The sequence below is a fragment of the Streptomyces sp. NPDC030165 genome (genome assembly GCF_055573595.1).
The window spans coordinates 83,216-103,741 of sequence record NZ_JBVIBD010000020.1; the positions used below are offsets into that span (position 1 = coordinate 83,216).

Annotated in this window: 14 protein-coding genes; 5 read left to right on the forward strand and 9 right to left on the reverse strand. The window is 73.2% G+C overall.

Annotated elements, in window-relative coordinates:
• Positions 1–2: 2 nt before the first annotated feature.
• From ACZ4Z1_RS31480 to ACZ4Z1_RS31490, 3 genes are all read left to right on the forward strand, one after another.
• The gene (locus ACZ4Z1_RS31480; RefSeq protein WP_468490054.1) at positions 3–953 is read left to right on the forward strand and encodes a GNAT family N-acetyltransferase; all 951 of its coding nucleotides are present in this window, start codon (positions 3–5) and stop codon (positions 951–953) included.
• Between the two features lie 157 nt (positions 954–1,110).
• The gene (locus ACZ4Z1_RS31485) at positions 1,111–1,989 is read left to right on the forward strand and encodes a sigma-70 family RNA polymerase sigma factor (RefSeq protein WP_468490055.1); all 879 of its coding nucleotides are present in this window, start codon (positions 1,111–1,113) and stop codon (positions 1,987–1,989) included.
• Between the two features lie 11 nt (positions 1,990–2,000).
• Positions 2,001–2,780 carry a GNAT family N-acetyltransferase gene (locus ACZ4Z1_RS31490; RefSeq protein WP_468490056.1) on the forward strand — a complete coding sequence of 260 codons (780 nt, stop codon included), beginning with the start codon at positions 2,001–2,003 and terminating at the stop codon, positions 2,778–2,780.
• Positions 2,781–2,804: 24 nt separating this feature from the next.
• Here ACZ4Z1_RS31490 and ACZ4Z1_RS31495 read toward each other — a convergent pair whose 3' ends face one another.
• Both ACZ4Z1_RS31495 and ACZ4Z1_RS31500 read right to left on the reverse strand, forming a co-directional pair.
• Positions 2,805–3,935 carry a prephenate dehydrogenase gene (locus ACZ4Z1_RS31495; protein ID WP_468490117.1) on the reverse strand — a complete coding sequence of 377 codons (1,131 nt, stop codon included), beginning with the start codon at positions 3,933–3,935 and terminating at the stop codon, positions 2,805–2,807.
• On the reverse strand, positions 3,935–5,263 hold the full coding sequence (locus tag ACZ4Z1_RS31500) for an aminotransferase-like domain-containing protein (RefSeq protein ID WP_468490057.1): 1,329 nt from the start codon (positions 5,261–5,263) through the stop codon (positions 3,935–3,937). The genes ACZ4Z1_RS31495 and ACZ4Z1_RS31500 overlap by 1 nt, the downstream gene beginning before the upstream one ends.
• A gap of 377 nt (positions 5,264–5,640) precedes the next feature.
• Between ACZ4Z1_RS31500 and hppD the strand changes: the two genes are divergently transcribed.
• Both hppD and ACZ4Z1_RS31510 read left to right on the forward strand, forming a co-directional pair.
• Positions 5,641–6,738, forward strand: a complete 1,098-nt coding sequence (gene hppD, locus ACZ4Z1_RS31505; RefSeq protein WP_468490058.1) for a 4-hydroxyphenylpyruvate dioxygenase — start codon at positions 5,641–5,643, stop codon at positions 6,736–6,738.
• Positions 6,728–7,918 carry an alpha-hydroxy acid oxidase gene (locus tag ACZ4Z1_RS31510; RefSeq protein ID WP_468490059.1) on the forward strand — a complete coding sequence of 397 codons (1,191 nt, stop codon included), beginning with the start codon at positions 6,728–6,730 and terminating at the stop codon, positions 7,916–7,918. Before hppD ends, ACZ4Z1_RS31510 begins: the two co-directional genes overlap by 11 nt.
• Positions 7,919–8,030: 112 nt before the next feature.
• Here ACZ4Z1_RS31510 and ACZ4Z1_RS31515 read toward each other — a convergent pair whose 3' ends face one another.
• The 7 genes from ACZ4Z1_RS31515 to ACZ4Z1_RS31545 form a co-directional block, all read right to left on the reverse strand.
• Positions 8,031–8,252 carry a ferredoxin gene (locus ACZ4Z1_RS31515; RefSeq protein ID WP_468490060.1) on the reverse strand — a complete coding sequence of 74 codons (222 nt, stop codon included), beginning with the start codon at positions 8,250–8,252 and terminating at the stop codon, positions 8,031–8,033.
• Positions 8,253–8,310: 58 nt separating this feature from the next.
• Positions 8,311–9,525 carry a cytochrome P450 gene (locus tag ACZ4Z1_RS31520; RefSeq protein WP_468490061.1) on the reverse strand — a complete coding sequence of 405 codons (1,215 nt, stop codon included), beginning with the start codon at positions 9,523–9,525 and terminating at the stop codon, positions 8,311–8,313.
• Between the two features lie 8 nt (positions 9,526–9,533).
• Positions 9,534–10,724 (reverse strand): cytochrome P450, encoded by a 1,191-nt coding sequence (locus ACZ4Z1_RS31525; protein ID WP_468490062.1) that lies wholly within the window; start codon positions 10,722–10,724, stop codon positions 9,534–9,536.
• 25 nt (positions 10,725–10,749) lie between these two features.
• Complete coding sequence (locus tag ACZ4Z1_RS31530; RefSeq protein WP_468490063.1) at positions 10,750–12,267, reverse strand: tryptophan 7-halogenase; 1,518 nt, start codon at positions 12,265–12,267, stop codon at positions 10,750–10,752.
• 83 nt (positions 12,268–12,350) lie between these two features.
• On the reverse strand, positions 12,351–13,619 hold the full coding sequence (locus ACZ4Z1_RS31535) for a cation:proton antiporter (RefSeq protein ID WP_468490064.1): 1,269 nt from the start codon (positions 13,617–13,619) through the stop codon (positions 12,351–12,353).
• Between the two features lie 70 nt (positions 13,620–13,689).
• The gene (locus ACZ4Z1_RS31540; RefSeq protein ID WP_468490065.1) at positions 13,690–13,914 is read right to left on the reverse strand and encodes an MbtH family protein; all 225 of its coding nucleotides are present in this window, start codon (positions 13,912–13,914) and stop codon (positions 13,690–13,692) included.
• A complete protein-coding gene (locus tag ACZ4Z1_RS31545) occupies positions 13,911–20,507 on the reverse strand; it encodes an amino acid adenylation domain-containing protein (RefSeq protein WP_468490066.1) in 6,597 nt (2,198 codons plus the stop codon). Before ACZ4Z1_RS31545 ends, ACZ4Z1_RS31540 begins: the two co-directional genes overlap by 4 nt.
• Positions 20,508–20,526: the final 19 nt, after the last annotated feature.

The following is a 20,526-nucleotide window of genomic DNA, read 5'->3' on the forward strand; positions in this document are numbered from 1 at the left end:
GTATGACCTCCCCCGGTGAGACCCCGCGCCAGCACGCCACCACCGACACCCCGGCCGCCGCCCCCGGGGCCGCCACCGCGACGATCACCACCGTCCCGGGCGCCCCGGCCGGCGAGTTCACCGTCCGCCCCGCCACCCTGGAGGAGTGGCGCGGCGTCGCCCGGTGGGCCGCCGACGAGGGCTGGAACCCCGGCCTCGTCGACACCGACTGCTTCCACGCCACCGACCCGGACGGCTTCTTCATCGGCCTCCTCGACGGGCAGCTCGTCTCGTCGGTCTCCGTCGTCAACTACTCACCGCGGTACGCGTTCCTGGGCTACTACCTGGTGCACCCGGACTTCCGCGGCCGCGGGCTCGGCCTGGCGACCTGGCGCGCCGCCGTACCGCACGCCGGGGACCGGACCATCGGCCTGGACGCGGTCCCGGCGCAGGAGGCCACGTACCGGCGCTCCGGCTTCAGCACCGCCTACCGGACCACGCGCTACCGCGGCCGTCCCGTACGGCCCGGTACGCCCGCGGTGCCGGTCGTGCCCGTCACCGCCGGTCATCTGGACGAGGTGGCCGCGTACGACCGGCAGTGCTTCCCGGCCGGCCGGCGGGCGTTCCTCTCCCGCTGGCTCACCGCCGCCGGCCACCACGCGTACGTCCAGGTGCGCGACGGGAACGTCGCGGGGTACGGCGTGCTCCGGCCGGCCCGCGACGGATACCGCCTCGGCCCGCTCTTCGCCGACACCTCCCGGGGCGCCGAGTCCCTCTTCGACGCGCTGACCTCGCATCTTGGCCCCGACGACACGGTCCACGTCGACATTCCCGACCCGCACCACAGCGCACGTTCCCTGGCCCTGTCCCGGGGGCTGGTCCCGGACTCCCACACGATGCGCATGTACACGGGCCCGGTCCCCGCGGTCCGACCGGAACTCGGCTACGCGGTGACGAGCCTGGAACTGGGCTGAAGCGGGCCGGACAGCCCGCCGGTACCTCTCCCGCCGCCGCGCAGCGGGACCCCCAGACAGTCGAACCTCCGTACGCGAGACTCGTGTTCACGCGACGTCAGTACCCTCGCTGGGGAAGATGTCGATGGGTGGGTCGGGTGAGGCACGGGAGGCTTCGATGGGTGAGGACGCGGCGGCGTTCTCCCGGTTGGGGGCGCGGTATCGGGCGGAGTTGCACGTGCACTGTTACCGGATGCTGGGCTCGTTCGAGGAGTCCGGCGAGCTGGTGACGGAGACGCTGTCACGGGCCTGGCACGAGCGGGAGTCCTTCGCCGGGCAGGCGACGTTCCGTACATGGCTGTACCGGGTCGCCACCCACGTGTGCCTCGACCACCTGGCCTCCCGGCCGCGTCCCCCGTCGGCGAACACGTTGCCCTGGGTGCAGCCGTGTCCCGACACGTTGCTGGAACAGGTGGCCGGTGAGGTGGTGGCCGAGGAGACGATCGGGCTGGCGTTCGTGGCGGCGCTCCAGTCACTGCCGCCGCGTCCGCGGGCCGTGCTCGTTCTGCGGGACGTGCTGGGCTGGCCGGCGCGGGAGACGGCCGCGGCGCTGGGGGTCAGTGTGGCGGCGGTGAACAGCGCGCTGCAGCGGGCCCGGCCGAGGCTGCGGGACCGGCTGCCGGGCAGAGGGCCTGGAGGGCCTGGAGGGCCTGGAGGGCCTGGAGGGCCTGGAGGGCCTGGAGGGCCTGGAGGGCCTGCGGATTCTGAGGGGAGTGTGGTCCTCCGGCATTACGTGGAGGCCCTGGAGGAAGGGGATGAGGCGGCCCTTGCCGCCGTTCTGGGAGAAGGCCCGCGCCCCCGGCCTCCGGGGCTCCGCTGTGTGCCCACCCGGATGAACCGGCAGCCTGCTGTGGCTCTCTACGCCCGGGGACCCGGCGAGCGTGTCCACCATGCGTACGGTCTCGAAGTGCTCCGCGTCGAGGACGGCCGTGTCGCGGAGATCATTGTTTTCGGTCCCGGTCTCTTTCCGGCCGTGGGCCTGCCCACTGTTCTGTGAGGACTTCACACATGAAGAGAAGTGAGATCGCCGGTCTGCTGGCGCGCCTCGACGAGGAGCGCCGGGCTTCCGGTACGCCCGACCCGGACAGCGGGGTCGTGCGGGAGACCGCTCCGGACGGGTCGGAGTGCCGGATCGTCTTCGCGCGGTGCACGGAGGAGGACGCCGGCTCCGTGATACGCGCGGAGACCGCCCGTGCCGATGCGCTCGGCTACGCGTTGGAGTGGAAGCTGTACGGCCATGACGTCCCGGCCGGTATGGAGAGCCGGCTGCGCGCTGCCGGGTTCGAGCCGGAGGACGTGGAGAAGGTGCTGGTGCTGCCGGTGAGCGAGGAGACGGCAGCGGCGTTCGGTGCTCCGGCGCACGACGTCCGCCGGGTCGGGGACGCGCGGGGCCTGGACGACGTCGCCGAGATCTCCCGGGACCTTGGGCGCAGCGATGCCGAAGAGGAGCGGCGGCAGTTGGGGATGCGCCTGCGGGACGCGCCCGGGGAGATGAGTGTCTACGTCGCCTATGTGGACGGTGTGCCGGCGGCGTGCGGGCGGGTGCACTACCGGCCGGGCGGTGCTTTCGCCGAGCTGGCCGGCGGGCGGACCCGGCCGGCGTACCGGAAGCAGGGGCTGTTCACCGCGCTGGTCGCCGCCCGGCTGCGGGAAGCGTGCGTCCGCGGCCGTACCCAGGCGATCGTGGACGCGCTTCCCACGTCCGAACCCACGCTGGCCAAGCGCGGGTTCGTGTGCGTGACGACCACCCAGCCGTTCGTGTACGAGCCCGGGGCGCGCGTCAGGTAGACAGGGACAGGGCGGCGTCGGCGTTCACCCGCTCGCCGGCGTGGTGCTCGCGGCGTGCGCCGGCAGGCCGTCGGCATCGGCGTCCCAGCCCTCGGCTGTGACGCGGGCGATCAGGGGGCCGGTCACGGCGGCGGGCACGGCGAGCCGGACCGCCAGGTCGCCGTGCGGCCCGTCGGCGGGGCGCACCTCGGCGTCCTCGGGGCTGATGCCCAGTTCGGCGGTGGCGGTCAGGAGCCGGGAGAGTTCGCCGGGGCGGTCGGCGATCCGGACACGTACGGACGCGGAGCACGGCGGGCGGCCCGGGTGGCCGCTGGACATCCCGTCCAGTCCGGCGATCCCCCGGTCGAGGAGGTCCACGACCGTGCCCAGGCTCTGCGCACTGCGCCGGCCGGGTCCTGCCAGGTCGCGCAGGGCGGTGAGGAGTTCGGCGAGGTCGGCCTGGAGGTCGGTGAGGACGCCGGCGACGGCACCGGCGTTGGCCTGGAGGATGTCGCTCCAGAGCCGGGAGTCGCCGCCGGCGATCCGGGTGACGTCGCGCAGGCCCTGGCCCGCGAGCCGCGGCGCCTGGGGCGGGCCGTTCCCGAGCCGGGCCGCCATCAGGCTGGACACCACGTGCGGCACGTGGGAAGTGAGCGCCACCGCGTCGTCGTGCGCCTTGCTCTGCATGACCAGCGGTACGGCACCGCACAGCCCGATCAGGGAGAGCGCGCGGTCCAGGGCCGTACGGGACGTGAGCCGGGACGGAGTGAGCACCCATACGCGGTCCTGGAAGAGATCCACGCGGGCCGCGAGGGGGCCGGAGCGCTCGCGGCCGGCGAGCGGGTGGCCGCCGATGTAGCGGGTGGGGTCGGGCGCTTTGGCCAGGACCGCCCGTTCCGGCTCGTACTTCACGCTGGCGACGTCGGTGTACGTGCTGGCCAGCCCGCGTGCCTGCTGCTGGGCGAGGACGGTGGCGACGAGGCTGGGCGGGACGGCGATCACGGCGAGGTCGACCGGTTCGGGCGGCGGCCCCGGTATGCCGGCGCCCAGGGCGGCGGCGGTCCGTACGGCGGACGGGTCGCTGTCCTGGAGGTGGACCGTGACGCCCTGGCGGGCGGCCGCGAGGGCGAGAGAGGTGCCGATCAGTCCGGTGCCGACGACGGCGAGGGTGCGGATCACCGGGCACCGCCGTTGGCGCGGAGCCGTTCGGTGATGAGCGCGGCGAGCCGGTCGAGGCCCTGCTCGATGCGTTCGGGGGTGAGGGTGCTGATGGACAGCCGGAGCTGGCGGCACTGTGCGGACGCGCCGTAGAAGTGGTGCATCGGGGTGAACAGCACGCCGTGGCGGCGGGCCGCGTGCTCCAGGAAGGCGTCGGTGACGGTGAACGGCACGTTCAGGACGACGAAGAAGCCGCCGGTCGGCTCGTTCCACGTGACGCCGGGGCAGTCGGCGAAGCGCCGGGCCAGTCCGGACAGCACCTGGCTGAGGTTGCGCCGGTAGACGTCCGTCTCACGGCGGTTGGCCTCGACCATGCTGCACCTGTGGCGGAGCAGCTTGCCGCCGATGACGGCCTGGGCGATCGGTGAGGTGTTGACGGTGAGCATGCTCTTGATCTTCGACAGTTCGTCGGCGAGGAGGCGGTCGCCGCCTTCGCCGGTCACCCGCTGGTCGGCGACCACGTACCCGACGCGGGCCCCGGGGACGCCGGTCTTGGCGAACGAGCCGAGGTAGACGACGCGGCGGTTGCGGTCCAGGGACTTCAGCGTCGGCGGCCGCTCGGCGGACGTGTGGAAGACGCCGTAGGCGTTGTCCTCCAGCAGCAGGAGGTCCTCGCTCTCGGCGATCTCCAGCAGGCGGTGCCGCTCGGCCGGTTCCATGCTGGCGCCCACCGGGTTGGCGAAGTCGGGCGTCACGTAACAGGCGCGCACCCGCCGGCCCGCGACCCGCGCGCGGCGCAGTTGGGTGAGCAGGTCGTCCAGGTCGATGCCGTGCTCCCCGGTGTGCACCGGCAGCACGGGCAGGTCGGCGAGGAGCGCGGCGCCGGTCAGGCCGACGTAGGCGGGTCGGGGCGCGAGCAGGGCGTCGCTGCTGTCGGCGCGCAGCGCGCGCAGGACGAGGAACATCGCCTCCTGGCAGCCGACCGTGACCACCACGGACCCGTCCACGGCCTCGATGCCCTCGTCCACGGCCAGACCCCGCGCGATCAGCGGGGCGATGATCCCTTTCGTCTCGCCGTACTGGTACAGGGTCCGCGCGATTTCCGCTTCCGTCATCCGGCGCTCGGTACGCAGGTGCTCACAGAAGATCTCAAGGTATTCATGCACCTGGGATGCGTCATAAAATCCTTCGTACGGCCGTCCCGCCGCGAAAGAGATCGCTTCCGGATACTCGTCGGCGATCTGATTCAGAAGATTCATGGACTCCATAGCGGCGTCGGCCAGCGACGCGTGCAGCGTCGCGGCATTCAACTCTGCGGCGGCGATTTCCGGTTGCATGATTTCCATGACTGCCTTCTGTCGGTCAGGAAGGGGTACGGCGCGCGCGTCCGTTGGGCCGCGCCGCACCTCAGCATCCCCCAGGGCCGGATCGACAGCAATGGTTCTCGCGGGCGCGTACGGGGTCAAGGAGATACCGCGCCGGGCCGGCCGGCCGGAGCGTAATTCTTGACAGGTGCGACAGCGGTAGTGCCGGTGTAATGTCGGGCACCACCGAAATTGTTCGCCTTCCGCTGTCCGGCGGCAGTGGCGAACTCACGAAGAAGTCCACGGATTAGGCCGGGCCGGGCACCGGCGCCGGTCGTGCGGCAGGTAATCCGTCCACTCCGGTAGGCGAGCCGGCTCGACGAGCCGCGCCGAGATCATTCCTTCAAACGGGGACTCTCATGACAGTTTCGAAAACCACAGCGGCAACGGCTGCTGTCAGCGATCTCGCGATCGACCACGTCGAGATGTACGTGGAAGACCTGGACGCGGCGGCGTTCGCCTGGGTCGACCGGTACGCGTTCACCGTCGTCGGCACCGGCGGCTCCACCGAGCACCGCAGCATCGCCCTGCGGCACGGCACGATCACCCTGGTGCTGACCATGGCGACCTCCGACCGGCATCCGGCGTCGGTGTACGTCCTGGCGCACGGCGACGGCGTCGCGGACATCGCGCTGCGCACCGCCGACGTCGAAGGGGCGTTCGCGCACGCGGTGGCCAACGGCGCCCAGCCCCTGCGCGAGCCCGCCCGGCACGAGCCCGGCGGCGGCGTCACGGCCACCGTCAGCGGCTTCGGCGACGTGGTGCACACGCTGGTGCAGCGCGCCCCGGAGGAGGGCCCCGGGCTGCCGGCCGGCTTCGTGCCGACGCTGCACTCCCGGCAGCCGGTGCCCAGCGAGGTGGGGCTGCTCGAACTGGACCACATCGCGGTGTGCCTGAACCACGGCGACCTCGACGCGACCGTCGCGTACTACCAGCGGGCCCTCGGCTTCCGGGAGATCTTCGAGGAGCACATCGTCGTGGGCGCGCAGGCGATGGACTCCAAGGTCGTCCAGAGCCCCACCGGCCGGGTCACCCTGACCCTCATCGAGCCGGACACCACGGCCGACCCCGGGCAGATCGACGACTTCCTCAAGAGCCACCACGGGGCGGGGGTCCAGCATCTCGCGTTCTCCTGTGACGACGCCGTGCACGCGGTGCGTACCCTCGACGGCCGCGGCGTGGAGTTCCTCAGCTCTCCCGGCGCGTACTACGACCTGCTGGGCGAGCGGATCTCGCTCAGCGACCACAGCCTGGACGACCTGCGCTCGACCGGTCTGCTGGCGGACCAGGACCACGGCGGGCAGCTGTTCCAGATCTTCACCGCCTCCACCCACCCGCGGCGCACGATCTTCTACGAGATCATCGAGCGGCAGGGTGCGCAGACGTTCGGCAGCTCCAACATCAAGGCACTGTACGAGGCCGTGGAGCTGGAGAAGAAGGGCCAGCGTGTCCTGTGAGGACCCGGCGCCCGGCGGCACCGCGGCGGCGGACACGCTCCTGACCCTGGAGGACATCGAGCGTGCCGCCGCCGCGGTGCTGCCCGCCGGGGTGCGGGACTTCGTGGCGGGCGGCAGCGGGCGCGAGCGCACCCTCGCCGCCAACCGGGAGGCGTTCGACCGGGTTTTCGTGCGGCCGCGGGTGCTGCGGGACGTGTCGCGGCTGTCGACCGGCGCCGAACTGCTGGGACGTCCGGCGCGGATGCCGGTGGCGGTGGCGCCGGTCGCGTACCAGAGCCTGGTGCATCCCGACGGTGAACTGGCGGCGGCCCGGGCGGCGAAGGCCGCGGGCGTGCCGTTCACGGTCAGCACGCTGAGCACCGTGCCGGTGGAGGAGATCACCGCGCTCGGCGGCCGGGTCTGGTTCCAGCTGTACTGGCTGCGCGAGCCCGGCCGTGCGCTGGAGCTGGCGCGACGCGCGGAGGACGCCGGCTGCGAGGCGCTGATGCTGACGGTGGACGTGCCGTGGATGGGCCGGCGGCTGCGCGACGTACGCAACGAGTTCGCGCTGCCGGAGCGGGTGCGGGCGGTCCACCTGGACGGCGGCGGGGCCTCGGCCGCCCACCGGCGGGCCGCCGGGGCGTCGGCGGTGGCCGTCCACACCGGCCAGGAGTTCTCCTCGGCCCTGACCTGGTCGCAGGTGGCGGAGCTGCGGGCGCGGACCCGGCTGCCGCTGCTGCTCAAGGGGGTGCTGGCGGCCGAGGACGCGGTGCGTGCCGCGGAGTTCGGCGTCGACGCGGTCGTGGTGTCCAACCATGGAGGTCGTCAGTTGGACAGCGCCCTGCCGAGCATCGAGGCGCTGCCCGAGATCGCCGAGGCGGCCGGCGGGAGCTGCGAGGTGCTGCTGGACAGCGGCGTCCGCTCCGGTACGGACGTGTTGAAGGCGCTGGCGCTGGGCGCGTCCGGGGTGCTGGTCGGGCGGCCGCCGGTGTGGGGCCTGGCCGCGGCCGGGGAGGCGGGCGTACACCGGGTGCTGGGCCTGCTGGCCGCCGAACTGGCCGACGCCCTGGGCCTGGCGGGCTGCGCCACGGTCGCGGACGCGCGGCGGCTGCGTACGGTGCGGAGCGGGGCCGCGGCCGGGCCGGTCGGGCCCTCCGGGGACCGGACCGGCGGCGTGCGGGTGGAGGCCGGTGGCCCGTAGCGCCGGCGCCCTGCGGCAACGCGGAAGCTCCTGGTGGCCGGGGTCCCCGGCCACCAGGAGCTTTTCGTAGCGTATTCCGGTGGTCCGGCGTCGTCGTGCCGGGCCGGTGGCGCTACGCGCCGGGGGCGTCCGTCTCCGTCTCGTGCACCGCGATGGCACCGGCCGGGCACCGCAGGGCCGCCGTTCGCACCTTTGCCGCCAGTTCCGCGGGAGGCGTCGCGTCGGTGAGCAGCACCGTGCCGTCCTCCTCCGACTGGTCGAAGACCGCGGGCACCAGCAGCGTGCACATGCCGGAAGCGGCGCAGATCTCCGGGTCCACCCGTACCTCGACCATCGTGCTCTCCTCATTTCCGGGGTGTCCGGGCGCCGCGCGCCCTGGTGGGTCCCGGCCGTCACCAGGCGACCGGGAGGTGCTCCAGGCCGTAGGCGATGGAGTTCGTCTTGTGCGGCACCTCTTCGGCGGGCACGGCCAGCCGCAGGCCGGGGAAGCGGCGCCACAGGGCCAGGTAGGCGGTGCGCAGTTCCATCCGGCCGAGGGCGGCGCCGATGCAGTGGTGGATGCCGTGCCCGAAGGCGATGTGCGGCAGCGGGTCACGGTCGACGTCGAGCCGGTCGACGTCGGGGGCGAGCACCGGGTCGCGGTTGGCCATCGGGATGGAGCAGACGACCTCCTCGCCCGCCTTGATGAGCTGCCCGGCCACGACCACGTCCTCGACGGCGGTGCGCGGGGTCGGCGCGTGGGCAACGGACAGGAAGCGCAGCAGTTCGTCGACGACGCGGTCCACGTTCTTCTCGGGGTCCGCCAGCAGCACGGCGAGCTGGTCCGGGTGTTCCAGGAGGGCCAGCACGCCGAGGCTGACCATGCCGGTGACGTTGTCGAGGCCGGCGAGCACCATCAGGCCGCAGATGCCGAGCAGTTCCTCGTCGTCGAAGTTGTCGCCGTGGTCGCGGATGAGCTGGCCGATGAACCCCTCGTCGGGGTCCTTGCGCTGCCGTTTGACCAGCGCGCGCAGGTAGCCGGAGGTGTACGCCTGGGCGGCGGCCCGGTCCTTTCGGCTGCGGTCCTGCTCCAGCTGCCACTGATGCTTGACCAGGAACTCGCGCCGGTCGTCGCGGGGCACGCCGAGCAGTTCGCACAGCACCGCGCCGGAGATCGGGCTCGCGTACAGCTCGACGAGGTCGGCGGGCGGCCCGTTGCGCTCCATGGCGTCCAGGCAGCGTTCGGCGATCTGCTCGGTGACCGGCTTCAGCCGCTGGATGCGGCGGACGGTGAACTCCGGTGTGAGCATCCTGCGGAGCCGGGTGTGCTCGGGCTGGTCGTAGTCCATGAGGTGGCCGGACATCTCCTGCGGGCGGTGTTTGCTGCCGCCGCGGGTGACCTTGGCGCGGAACCGGCGCTGGTTGCTGAAGCGAGCGTGGTCGCCCATCACCTGCCGGACCGCCTCGTACCCCAGGGCCATCCAGATGGGCTCGGTCGCGGCTCCGGGCGCCGGAGCCACCTCTTCCTTGATGATGGCGCCTTCGGCGCGCTGGCGGCGGATGTCGTCGGACGGGCCGAAGCCCGCCCTGCGGGCGTGGTCGAACTGGTGCTGGGTCTCCTCCGGCATTGCGCCTCCTACCATTCGACGGGCAAGGATTCCAGGGCGTACTGACGTGACCGGGCGGGCCGGAAGCGGACCTTCTCGGGCGGTACGGCCAGCCGCAGGCCGGGGAAGCGGCGCAGCAGCGCCGGGAAGGCGATGCGCAGTTCCATCCTGGCGAGCGGGGCGCCGAGGCAGTGGTGGATGCCGTGCCCGAAGGCCATGTGCGGGGTCGGTTCCCGGGTGATGTCGAAGCGGTCCTCGGGCTCGCCGGCGGCCGGTACCCGGTTGGCGGCCAGCAGCGAACAGGCCACGCTCTCCCCCGCCTTGATCTCCTGGCCGCCGATGGTGACGTCTTCGAGTGCGGTGCGGGGCGACGCGGTGTGGATGACCGTGAGGTAGCGGAGCAGCTCCTCCACGGCCCGGTCGGTCAGCTCGGGGTGCTCGCGCCACAGGGCGAGCTGGTCCGGGTGCTCCAGGAGCAGCAGGGTGCCCAGGCCGATGATGCTGGCGACCTGTTCGAAGCCGGCGGCCATCACCGTGGCGCCGATGCCCGCCAGTTCGGCGTCGGAGACGGCGGTGCCCTGTTCGCGTACCAGGTTGCCGAGCATGTCCTCGCCGGGGTCGCGGCGCCGGCGCTCGGCGAGCTGTCCCATGTACGCCCAGTAGGCCTTGCCGGCGGCCAGCTGCTGTTCCTGGGTGCGGCCGACGTCGCGGGTGACGTCGAGGTAGCGGGCCAGTTCCGTCTGGTCGTCCCGGGGCACGCCGAGCAGCTCGCAGCTGACCAGCCCCGGGATCGGCCAGGCGAAGTACCGTACGAGGTCCGCGGGACGCCCGATCCGCTCCATCGTGTCGAGGCTGTCGGTGACGATCTCCTCGACGCGGGGCTCCAGCCGGCGCATCCGCCGCACCGTGTACTCGGCCGTGAGCAGTTTGCGCAGCCGGGTGTGGTCGGGCGGGTCGTACTGGAGGAGGTTTCCCGCCTGCACCAGGCTCTGCGCGTCCTCCTCGCTGTCGGCGGGCGGCCGGGTGCTGAACCGTTCGGCGTCGGAGAGGACCGCCCGTACCTCGGCGTGTCCGGTGGCCACCCAGCCGAGCTGCCGGGAGGGGCCGATGGTCACGTCGGTCTCGACCAGGGGGGTCTCCCTGGCCATCCGGAGGAGTTCGGGCACCGGGTCGAAGCGGTCCCTGCGGTAGTGGGCGGGAATCTCGGGTGTCTCGGGCATCCGCGGATCCTTTCCTTCCTGGTGGTCAGCCGCCGCTGGCGGGGAGCCAGAACATGCCGTCGGGGGACGAGACGAGTCCGCCGGGGACGAGGGGGGCCTCCGGTTCCGCGTCCGCGCCCAGCAGGGACCGCATCTGCACCTGCGAGCCCTCCCGTGTCGCCTGGCTGACCACGGCGGACTTGAACAGCGGCAGCATGCTGCCGTCCTCGCTGTGGGCCAGCTGGTCCACGGCGCCGGCGAACTCGGCCGAGTCGGCGCGCAGCCGCTCCGCCATCGCGTCGGCGTCGGAGAGCGCCGCCTCCCCCGACGAGACGCCGCCGACCAGGTCGACGAACGCCTCCACCTCGGACCGCGCGTGGCGGGTGACCTTCTTGGCCTGCCAGAAGTAGGACTGCTCGCTGTGGTGCATCTCGTAGAACGAGAGCAGGAACTCGTAGAAGACGCTGTACTCGCGCCGGTAGCGCGCCTCGAACTCCCGCATCGCCACCGTCTCGTCGACCAGCCCGGCCAGCGCGCTGTTGATGCTGCGCGCGGCCAGCAGGCCGCTGTAGGTCGCCAGGTGCACGCCGGAGGAGAACACCGGGTCCACGAAGCACGCCGCGTCGCCCACCAGCAGCATGCCGGGGCGGGCGAACGTGGTCTGGTGGTACGAGTAGTCCTTGCGCACGCGCAGTTGGCCGTACTGGCCGGTGGTGACCCGCCGGGCGCCGGAGAGGTACTCCGATATCAGGGGGCACTCGGCTATCAGGGCCGTCAGGGCCCGCTCGCGGTCACCCTGGATCTTGTCCGCCATGTCGCGCCGTACCACCGCGCCCACGCTGGTCAGGGTGGGGCTGAGCGGGATGTACCAGAACCAGCCGCTGTCGAAGGCGGCCGAGAGGATGTTGCCGGAGTTCGGCTCGGGCAGCCGCTTGCCGCCCTCGAAGTAGCCGAACAGGGCGAGGCTGCGGAAGAACTCCGAGTACTTCCGCTCGCCGCCGACCCGCTGGAACAGCCGGCTCTTGTTGCCCGAGGCGTCGACCACGTACGTCCCGTACGCCTCGCGCTCCACCCCGTCGGCGTCGGTGTAGCGCACGCCCCGTACCCGCTCGTCGTCCGCGATGACGTCCGCGACGGCGCACCCCTCGCGCACCACCGCGCCGGACCGGCCGGCGTGCCGCAGCAGGATCTCGTCGAACTTCGAGCGTTCCACCTGGTACGCGTACGAGGTGGGCCCCGCCATCCGCTCCGAGACGGAGAAGGAGAACGTCCACGGCTCGGGCGTCGCGCCCCAGCGGAAGGTGCCGCCCCGCTTGCGCGTGAACCCCGCCGCCGCCAGGTCGTCCGCGACCCCCGTCAGCCGGCACACCCCGTGCACCGTCGACGGCAGCAGCGACTCGCCGATCTGGTAGCGGGGGAAGAACTCCTTCTCCAGCACCAGCACCCGGTGCCCCTGCCGCGCCACCAGCGCGGCCAGCGTCGAGCCGGCCGGCCCGCCTCCGACGATCACCACGTCGAACGTCTGTGAGCGAGCGGAGTTCCCTGCGTTCGCTGAATTCGCCACGGCCCTCTCCCCCATTCTCGGGCGGAATGCATCTGTGTATTCGACACAGATTTCCTGTCCGCCTGCTATTCGATTGTTAATTTTTACTGAGAACCCGTCAAGGAAGGCGATTTGACACCGGGCCGCGGTGTACTGCGCCGTTCGATCAGGGACAGCAGTGGTCCGGTCATGAAGGTGGTGATCAGCGCCATGAGCACCAGTACGGTGAAGAGATCGGGCCCGATGACACCGGATTCCAGTGCCACGTTCAGCACGATCAATTCGGTGAGGCCCCGCGTGTTGACCAAGGCGGACACCTGCGCCGACTGGTGCCAGTCGAGCCGGCTCAGACGCGCCGCCGTGTAGGCCGGAACGAGTTTTCCGACGGTGGCGACGGCCACGATCAGCAGCAGCAGGAGCCCGGCGTCCCGGTCCAGCGAGCCGAGGTTGAACGACAGGCCGGTGGTGACGAAGAACAGCGGCAGCAGCAGACCGGCGCTCTGTTCCATCGGGCGCAGCACGTCGGTGTCGGGTACGCCGCCGCGGCGGGGCATGGTCAGGCCGGCGAGCAGTCCGCCGAAGACGGGGTGCAGGCCCAGCGACGCGGTGACCCAGGCGCTGCCCAGGGCGAGGGCCAGGGCGATGGTGACCTGGTTGGCCGGCAGCGCCCTGGAGCGCCGCAGCCACCGGCCGAGCACCGGGCGCACCACCAGGAACATGCCGGCGACGAACACGGTGAGCAGCAGCAGCGTCAGGGCCCAGGGCCGGCCCGGTTCGTGGCCGGTGCCGACGAGGGCGGCGGCCAGCACCAGCCACGCCGCCACGTCCATGAACCCAGCGGCGGTGGTCGCCACCGTACCGGCGGGCGTGCCCGCCAGGCCGCGCTCGCGGACGATGGCGACCAGGACCGGCAACGCGGTGACCGAGGCGGCCACCGCCATGAAGAGCAGGAAGGAGCGGCCGCCCGCGTGCTGCGGGTCGACCGCCTCGTAGACGCCGGGCAGCAGCTGTACCGTTCCGGCGCTCAGCCCGGCGGGCACCAGCAGCCCGAACAGGGCAACTGTCGCCGCCGCCCGGCCGCCGCGGCGCAGCTGGCGGGTGTCGATCTCGTAGCCCGCCACGAACATGAACAGCACGATGGCGACCTGGGACAGCACGGTCAGGAACGGCAGGACCTCCTGCGGGAACAGGTGCGCCGTCGGATTTCCGGGGAGCCGCCCCAGCAGGGTCGGCCCCAGGGCGATGCCGGCCACGATCTGGCCGATGACGGCCGGCTGGCCGATCCAGCGGGCCGCCGCTCCCAGCAGCCAGGAGACGACGACGATCAGTGCGACGTCGCCGATGACCACGGTGACCACGGTTTCCGTATGCACTTCGCGACCCTCCCCCGCGGGGGCGGCCCGCGTCCAGACCGCCCCCTCCATGGCCGTACCGCGCCGGTGTCTAGGACGCGTTGCCGTTCGCGCTCATTTCCGCGATGAGGCTCTTCGGGCGCATGTCGGTCCAGTGCTCGTCGATGTAGTCGAGGCATTCCTGGCGGCCGGCTTCTCCGTGTACGGAGGTCCAGCCCTCGGGAATTTCCGCGAACGCGGGCCAGAGCGAATGCTGGCCCTCGTCGTTGACGAGCACCAGGAAGGTGCCGTTCTCGTTGTCGAACGGATTGGTCATGACGGGTTCCTTTCCCCTGTCGGCCGCACGGCCTGGAGCTTTTCTGCGACGATGCGCCCGATCTGTGCCAAGGGCGCGGACTGGAGCATGTTGTTGTGGTCGACGGCGATGTCGTGGGTGTCGATGTCCCCCGCGACGAAGGGCCGCCAGCTGGCGACGGCGTCCCACGCCTGGGAGTTCTCGGCCCGGTCGACGGTCGCGACGAAGACGTCGAGGTCACCGCCGAACCGCTTCGGGGTGTAGCCGTAGGAGAGCCGGCCGGAGTTGACGGTCACTTCCCTGATGTTGGCCAGGAGCTGTTCGTCCAGGCCCAGTCCGGTGGCGGTACCGCCGCCGGCGTCACCGCCACCGTCCGGCGGGCCCTGTTCGCCCAGTTCGCGGCGCATGGTCACGTCCTCGCCCTCACGGGCGGCGGGCGTCTCGCCGAAGAACTCGCCGGTGTCCCCGCCATGGTAGGTGTCGAGCAGCGCGAGGAGGGCGACCTTCTCGCCCTGGTCCTCCAGTGCGGTGGCCACCGCGTAGGCGACCGTACCGCCGAAGGACCAGCCGAGGAGGTGGTACGGGCCGGTGGGCTGGACGGTGCGGATCTGGTCGGCGTAGTCCGCGGCCATCTCCTCCATGGTCAGCGGCAGCGGCTCCGGCCCGGCCAGGCCGCGGGCCTGGAGCCCGTAGACCGGCCGGTCGGCGGGCAGGTGCGGCAGCAGGCCGCGGTAGCCCCAGCTCAGCCCCAGGCTGGGGTGGACGCAGAAGAGCGGCGGCAGGCTGCCCTGGGTGCGCAGCGGCAGCAGGACGCCCAGGTCGCCGCGGCTGGTGCCGCGGGCGGCGCCGGTCCCTCCCGGGCGTACGCTGCTCGCGTCCGCCACGGTGATCAGGCCGGCCGTGGTGCGCCGGGCCCGGTCGCCGGTGTGCAGCATCCGTTCGCCCGGCGGGCCGAAGGGACCGGCGACGAACCGTTCGCCGGTTCGCGCGGGGCTGCCCGCGTAGCCGCGTGCGGTGGCCGCTCCGGCCACGTACAGGTCGCCCGGGACGCCGGGCGGGACCGGCCGCAGCAGGTCGTCGAGGACGTAGGCGCGGGTGCCCGGCACCGGCCGTCCCGTGGGCAGCGCCGACGGGAGGGGCTCGCCCGGGGCGGCGCGGTGTTCGAGCCAGGGGCCCGCCGTCCCGGCGGCCGCGTGGCCGGTGACCACGGTGACGTCCGGGTGCGTCGCCCGCCACTTCGGCAGGTCGTCGTCGGCCTCCGGCGTGCCCGCCGACACCGCGAGGACCTCCGTGGGCCGCTGCCCGTCCGGCAGTTCGGTGAGCGTCGGCAGCAGGTCCCGGGTGGTCACCAGCAGCTGCGTGGTGCCGGGCCCGGCCGGTGTACGGACGTCCTCCGGGGTGCCGAGCCGGACGCTGCCGCCGCCACACAGGGCCGCGAGCAGCGGGGTGACGAGGGCCGCGGCGGGTGCCCGGGTGTCGATCAGCGCCGTGCCGCGGACCGCCGGGGTGGCGTCGGCGCGGTACGCCGTCTGCCGGGCCAGCGTCCGGTGGTCGACGACCACCGCGGCACCGTCCGGTGCGGTGCCGTCGAGCACCAGCGCGGGCTGTGCGGGCAGCGGCGGGCGGAACTCCGGTCCCGGTACGGCCGGCGCCGCGTCGTCCAGGACGACGGTCGGCACCGGGCCGTCCGCGGACAGCCGCCCGGCCGTGGCCGGGGTGCAGACCAGGGCGGCGGGCCGGCTCTCGCACAGGACGGTCTCGATGTCGTCGACCGGCCGGTGGGAGTCCACGGGGCGGCAGGCGGCGCCGGCCTTCAGGATGCCGGTCAGGGCGACCAGGAACGCGGCGCCGACCGGTTCCGCCACGGCCACCACGTCCTCGGAGCCGATGTTCTGCGCCGTGAGCCGGCGGGCCAGCAGGCTGCTCGCGGTGTCCAGGGCGCCGTAGGTGAGCGTGCCGTCGCGGTCCGTCGCGGCCACCGCGTCGGGGGTGCGGGCCGCCTGCGCGGCCAGCTGCTCGACGACGGTACGGTCCGGGGCCCCGGCCGCCGTGCCGTCGAACTCCGCCACCAGCCGGCGGAACTCGTCCTCGCCCAGGAGGATGTCCACCTGGTTCAGGCACAGTTCGGGGTCGGCCGCGAGCTGTTCCAGCACGCGCACCAGCCGGTCGGCGAACGTCTGCGCGGTGTCCTGGTCGAACAGGTCGGTCGCGTACGTGAGGTGGCCGTCCATGCCGTCCGGGCCGCCGTCGGCGCGCTGCCGCTCGGTCAGGTCGACCGACAGGTCCAGCTCGCCGGTCGCGCCGTCCACGTCGAGGCGGCCGGTGCGCAGCCCGGGCAGCTCCCACGGGTCCCACACCTCGGTCCGGCCCTCATGGAGGTTCAGACCGACCTGGAAGACGGGGTGCCGGTCCACGGAGGGCGGCAGCGGCAGGGCGTCCACCAGGCGCTCGAAGGGGACGTCCTGGTGGTTGACGGCTTCGCGGTGGGTCTGCTGGACCCGGCGCAGCAGTTCGAGGAAGCCGGGGTCGCCCGAGGTGTCCGTACGCAGCGGCAGCGGGCCGTCGAACGGGCCCACCAGCCCTTCCAGGCCGTCCTCGTCCCGGCGTGCGCGGGTGGTGCCGAGGACGATGTCGGTGCCCGCGCCGAGCCGGGTGAGCAGCAGGGCCAGTGCGGCCTGGACGACCATGAAGCCGGTGGCCTCGCGGGGTCCGGCCGCCTCCATCAGCCGGGCGTGCGCCGCCGCGTCCAGGCGCAGCGGTACGCGTGCGACGCGCCGGGAGGGCAGTGCGGGCCGCGGCCGGTCGGTGGGCAGGTCCAGTTCGCCGGCCAGCCCGGACAGGGCGTCCTGCCAGTACGTGAGCTGGTCGCTGACCAGGCTCTCCGGCTCGTCGGCGCCGCGGAGCAGCTCCTGTTCCCACAGTGCGTAGTCGGCGAATTGCAGGGGCAGCGGTGCCCGTTCGGGTGCCCGGCCCTCGCAGCGCGCGCCGTACGCCGCCGACAGGTCGCGGAAGAGCGGGTCGAGGGACTGATCGTCCGCGGCGATCCGGTGGACGGTGACCAGCAGGACGTGCTCGGTGTCCGACAGCGTGAACAGGTGCGGCGCCCAGGGCGCCTGCCGGGTCAGGTCGAAGGTGCACGCGCCGTGCGCGGCCAGCAGGTCCGGCAGCTCCTCCTCGGTCGCCGCGGTCACCGGCAGCCGCGGGCGGGCGGCGGCGTCGGTGGCGGGCACGATGTGCTGGCGCAGCTCGCCGCGGGTGCCGGAGAAGGTGGTCCGCAGGATCTCGTGGCGGGCCGCCACGTCGCCGAGGGCGGCTTCCAGCGCCGTACGGTCCAGCGCGCCCGTCAGGCGCAGCGCGGCCGAGAACTGGTGGGCCGGGCCGCTGTCGTGCAGCCGGGTCAGCAGCCAGGTGCGCAGCTGGGCGACGGTCGCGGGCGCCTCGCCGGTGTGGCCGGCCGGGGTCAGCACCGGGCGGGCCTTCGTCGCCAGGGTGCGGGCCACGCCCGCCGCGGTGGGCGCGCTGAAGAACTGCCGCAGGTTCAAGGACGCGTCGAACTCCTCGCGGATCCGCCCGATCAGGCGCATCGCCAGGCCGGACTCGCCGCCCAGCTCGAAGAAGTCGTCGTCGGCGCCGACCTCTTCGAGCTTGAGCACGTCGGCGAAGAGGCCGCAGAGGATCTCCTCGGTCTCGTTCTGCGGTGCGCGCCGGTCGGCCCGCCCGGCGAAGTCGGGGGCGGGCAGGGCCTTGTGGTCGACCTTGCCGTTGGCGGTGACGGGCAGCGAGCCCATCACGATCACGGCGGCCGGGACCATGTAGCCGGGCAGGACCTTTGCGGCGTGTTCGCGGATCTCCTCGGAGTCGGCTTCCTGGCCGTCCGGGACGACGTAGCCGACCAGCAGCCGTTCGCCGGGCCGGTCCTCGCGGGCGGCGACCACGGCCTGGCCGACCGCCGGGTGCGCGGCCAGGGCCGCCTCGACCTCGCCCAGCTCCACCCGGAAGCCGCGGATCTTGACCTGGTCGTCGGCGCGGCCGGCGAACAGCAGCTCGCCCTCCTCCGTCCAGCGCACCAGGTCTCCGGTGCGGTACATCCTCCCCCGGCCTTCGGCCGGGGGGACCCCCATGCCGGGCGGGAACGGGCAGGCCACGAAGCGTTCCGCGGTCAGTGCAGCGCGGCCGAGGTAGCCGCGGGCCAGCCCGGCGCCGGCCACGTACAGTTCGCCCGGCGTGCCCACGGGCACCGGCTGGAGGAAGGCGTCCAGCACGTAGACCTGACGGTTGCCCAGGGGGCGGCCGATCGGCAGCACCGCGGCGGGTTCCTCGCGCGGCCGGGTCAGGTGCCAGGTCGCGCACAGCGTGGTCTCGGTCGGTCCGTACAGGTGGCGGACGGTCACCTCGGGGCATGCCGCGCGCACCCGGGCGACGGCCGCTGCGGGCACCACGTCGCCGCCGGTCAGCACCTCGCGCAGGCCGCGCAGGCACTCCGGCGACTCCTCCGCCACGACGCGGAAGGTGCCGGCCGTCAGGTGCACCGCGCTCACCCCGGCGCCCACCGCGGCCCGGATGTCCTGGGAGTCCACCGCGCCCGGCGCGGCGACCTGCACCCGGCCGCCGGAGGCCAGCGGTACCCAGATCTCGAAGAGGGAGGCGTCGAAGGCGTGCGGCGCGTGCATGAGGACCGCGTCGCGCGGGCCCGTCGACCAGCCCAGGTCGCCGACCAGGCCGGCCACGCTGCCGTGCGGTACGGCAACGCCCTTGGGGACACCGGTCGAGCCCGAGGTGTACATGACGTACGCGAGGTCCTCCGCTCCCACGCGTACGGGCACCGGGGCGCCGGCCGGGGCCGCCGCGACGACGGCCTGCACCCGACTGTCGTCCAGCTCGACCAGTTCGGCGGCGGCGTCGACCGGCACCGCGTCGCGGGTGGCCCGCGTGCACACGACCGCCGACGGGCCGGAGTCGGCCAGCAGGAACGCGACCCGCTCGGCCGGCTGCGCGGGGTCCACCGGGACGTACGCGGCGCCGCTCTTCCACACCGCGAGCAGGGTCACGAGCAGGTCGGCGGAGCGTTCCAGCAGCACCGCGACCCGGTCGCCGCGCGCCACGCCGCGCTCCGCGAGGCAGGCCGCGAGCCGGTCCGACTCGCGGACCAGTTCGGCGTACGACAGGGAGCGCCGCGAGTCGGTCACCGCGATCGCGCCGGGGACCTGCGCGGCCTGCGCGGCGATCAGTTCCGGCACCGAGGTGCCGGGGGTCTTGGCGGCGGTGGCGTTCCAGCCCGCCACCACCAGGTCGCGCTCCTGGTCCTCCAGGACGCCGATGCGGCCCACCGGCATCGTGGGATCGGCGGCCAGCTGGGCGAGCACCCGGACCACCCGCTGTCCGATCAGCCGGGTGGCCTCCGCGCCGAACAGGTCGGGGCGGGAGGACAGCCGCAGGCTGATGCGGTCGCCGGGGAACACGCCGAGGGTGATCGGGTAGTGCGCCGCGTTGCGGGACAGCCCGGCCGGCTCCAGGGTCAGGGCCTGCGGGTCGTCCGGTCCGGCGGGCGGGCGCGGGAAGCTCTCGTAGACCACGAGGGTGTCGAAGGACGCGCCGGGCCCGGCGAGCTGCTGCACCTCGGACAGGCCCAGGTGCTGGTGCGGGAGGAGCACCGACTGGCGCTCCTGGAGCGCGCTGAGCATGTCGATCGCGGGCTGTCCGCCGTCGAGCCGTACCCGTACCGGAAGGGTGTTGATGAACAGGCCGACCATGGACTCGACGTGCGGCAGGTCGTGCGGGCGGCCCGCGACGGTGGCGCCGAAGACCACGTCGGTGCGCCCGGCCAGGCGGGCGAGGACCAGCGCCCAGGCGCCCTGGAAGAGGGTGTTGAGGGTCAGCCCGTGGCGGCGGGCCAGGTCGGCCAGGCCGCGGGAGGTGCCTTCGGGGATGTCGATCAGGACATCCTCGGGCACCACACTGGCCCGGGTCCGGTCCGCCGGGACCACCAGCGTCGGCTCGTCGGCACCGGCCAGCTCGGCGCGCCACGCCTGGCGGGCGGCGTCCTTGTCCTGCCGGTTCAGCCAGGCCAGGTAGTCGCGGTACGAGGCGGTCGGCGGGAGGGCGGCGCCGTCGCCGCCCGCCGCGTACGCCGCGGACAGCTCCCTGAGGACGATCGGCATCGACCAGCCGTCCATGAGGATGTGGTGGCTGGTGACGACCATCCGGTGCCGGTCGGCGCCGAGGCGGATCAGCAGGACGCGCAGCAGGGGCGCGGTGGCCAGGTCGAAGCGGCGGGCGCGCTCGGCGTCGGCCAGCCGTCCGGCCTCCGCCTCTGCGTCGTCCGGCGCGCGGCCGGACAGGTCGGCCTCCTGCCAGGGAAGTTCCACCTCGCGGGCGATGACCTGCACCATGCGGGCCCCGCTGACCCGGCGGAAGCAGGCGCGCAGTGCCGCGTGCCGGGCGACCAGGGTCTCCCATGCCGCGCGCAGCCGGCCCGGTTCCAAGGGTCCGTCGATGGCGTGTGCGGACTGCACCGTGTAGACGTCCGGCCCCTCCTCGTCAAAGGTGGCGTGGAAGAGCAGCCCCTCCTGCAGTGGTGACAGCGGCCACACGTCCTCGACCATGGATCGGGTCATCGCTTTCTCCTCACAACGC

Bases quoted from the DNA above. Each gene is read 5' to 3' on its own strand.
- ACZ4Z1_RS31480 (WP_468490054.1), top strand. From the start codon at position 3: ATGACCTCCCCCGGTGAGACCCCGCGCCAGCACGCCACCACCGACACC.
- ACZ4Z1_RS31485 (WP_468490055.1), top strand. From the start codon at position 1,111: ATGGGTGAGGACGCGGCGGCGTTCTCCCGGTTGGGGGCGCGGTATCGG.
- ACZ4Z1_RS31490 (WP_468490056.1), top strand. From the start codon at position 2,001: ATGAAGAGAAGTGAGATCGCCGGTCTGCTGGCGCGCCTCGACGAGGAG.
- ACZ4Z1_RS31500 (WP_468490057.1), bottom strand. From the start codon at position 5,263: ATGGAAATCATGCAACCGGAAATCGCCGCCGCAGAGTTGAATGCCGCG.
- hppD (WP_468490058.1), top strand. From the start codon at position 5,641: ATGACAGTTTCGAAAACCACAGCGGCAACGGCTGCTGTCAGCGATCTC.
- ACZ4Z1_RS31515 (WP_468490060.1), bottom strand. From the start codon at position 8,252: ATGGTCGAGGTACGGGTGGACCCGGAGATCTGCGCCGCTTCCGGCATG.
- ACZ4Z1_RS31520 (WP_468490061.1), bottom strand. From the start codon at position 9,525: ATGCCGGAGGAGACCCAGCACCAGTTCGACCACGCCCGCAGGGCGGGC.
- ACZ4Z1_RS31525 (WP_468490062.1), bottom strand. From the start codon at position 10,724: ATGCCCGAGACACCCGAGATTCCCGCCCACTACCGCAGGGACCGCTTC.
- ACZ4Z1_RS31540 (WP_468490065.1), bottom strand. From the start codon at position 13,914: ATGACCAATCCGTTCGACAACGAGAACGGCACCTTCCTGGTGCTCGTC.
- ACZ4Z1_RS31545 (WP_468490066.1), bottom strand. From the start codon at position 20,507: ATGACCCGATCCATGGTCGAGGACGTGTGGCCGCTGTCACCACTGCAG.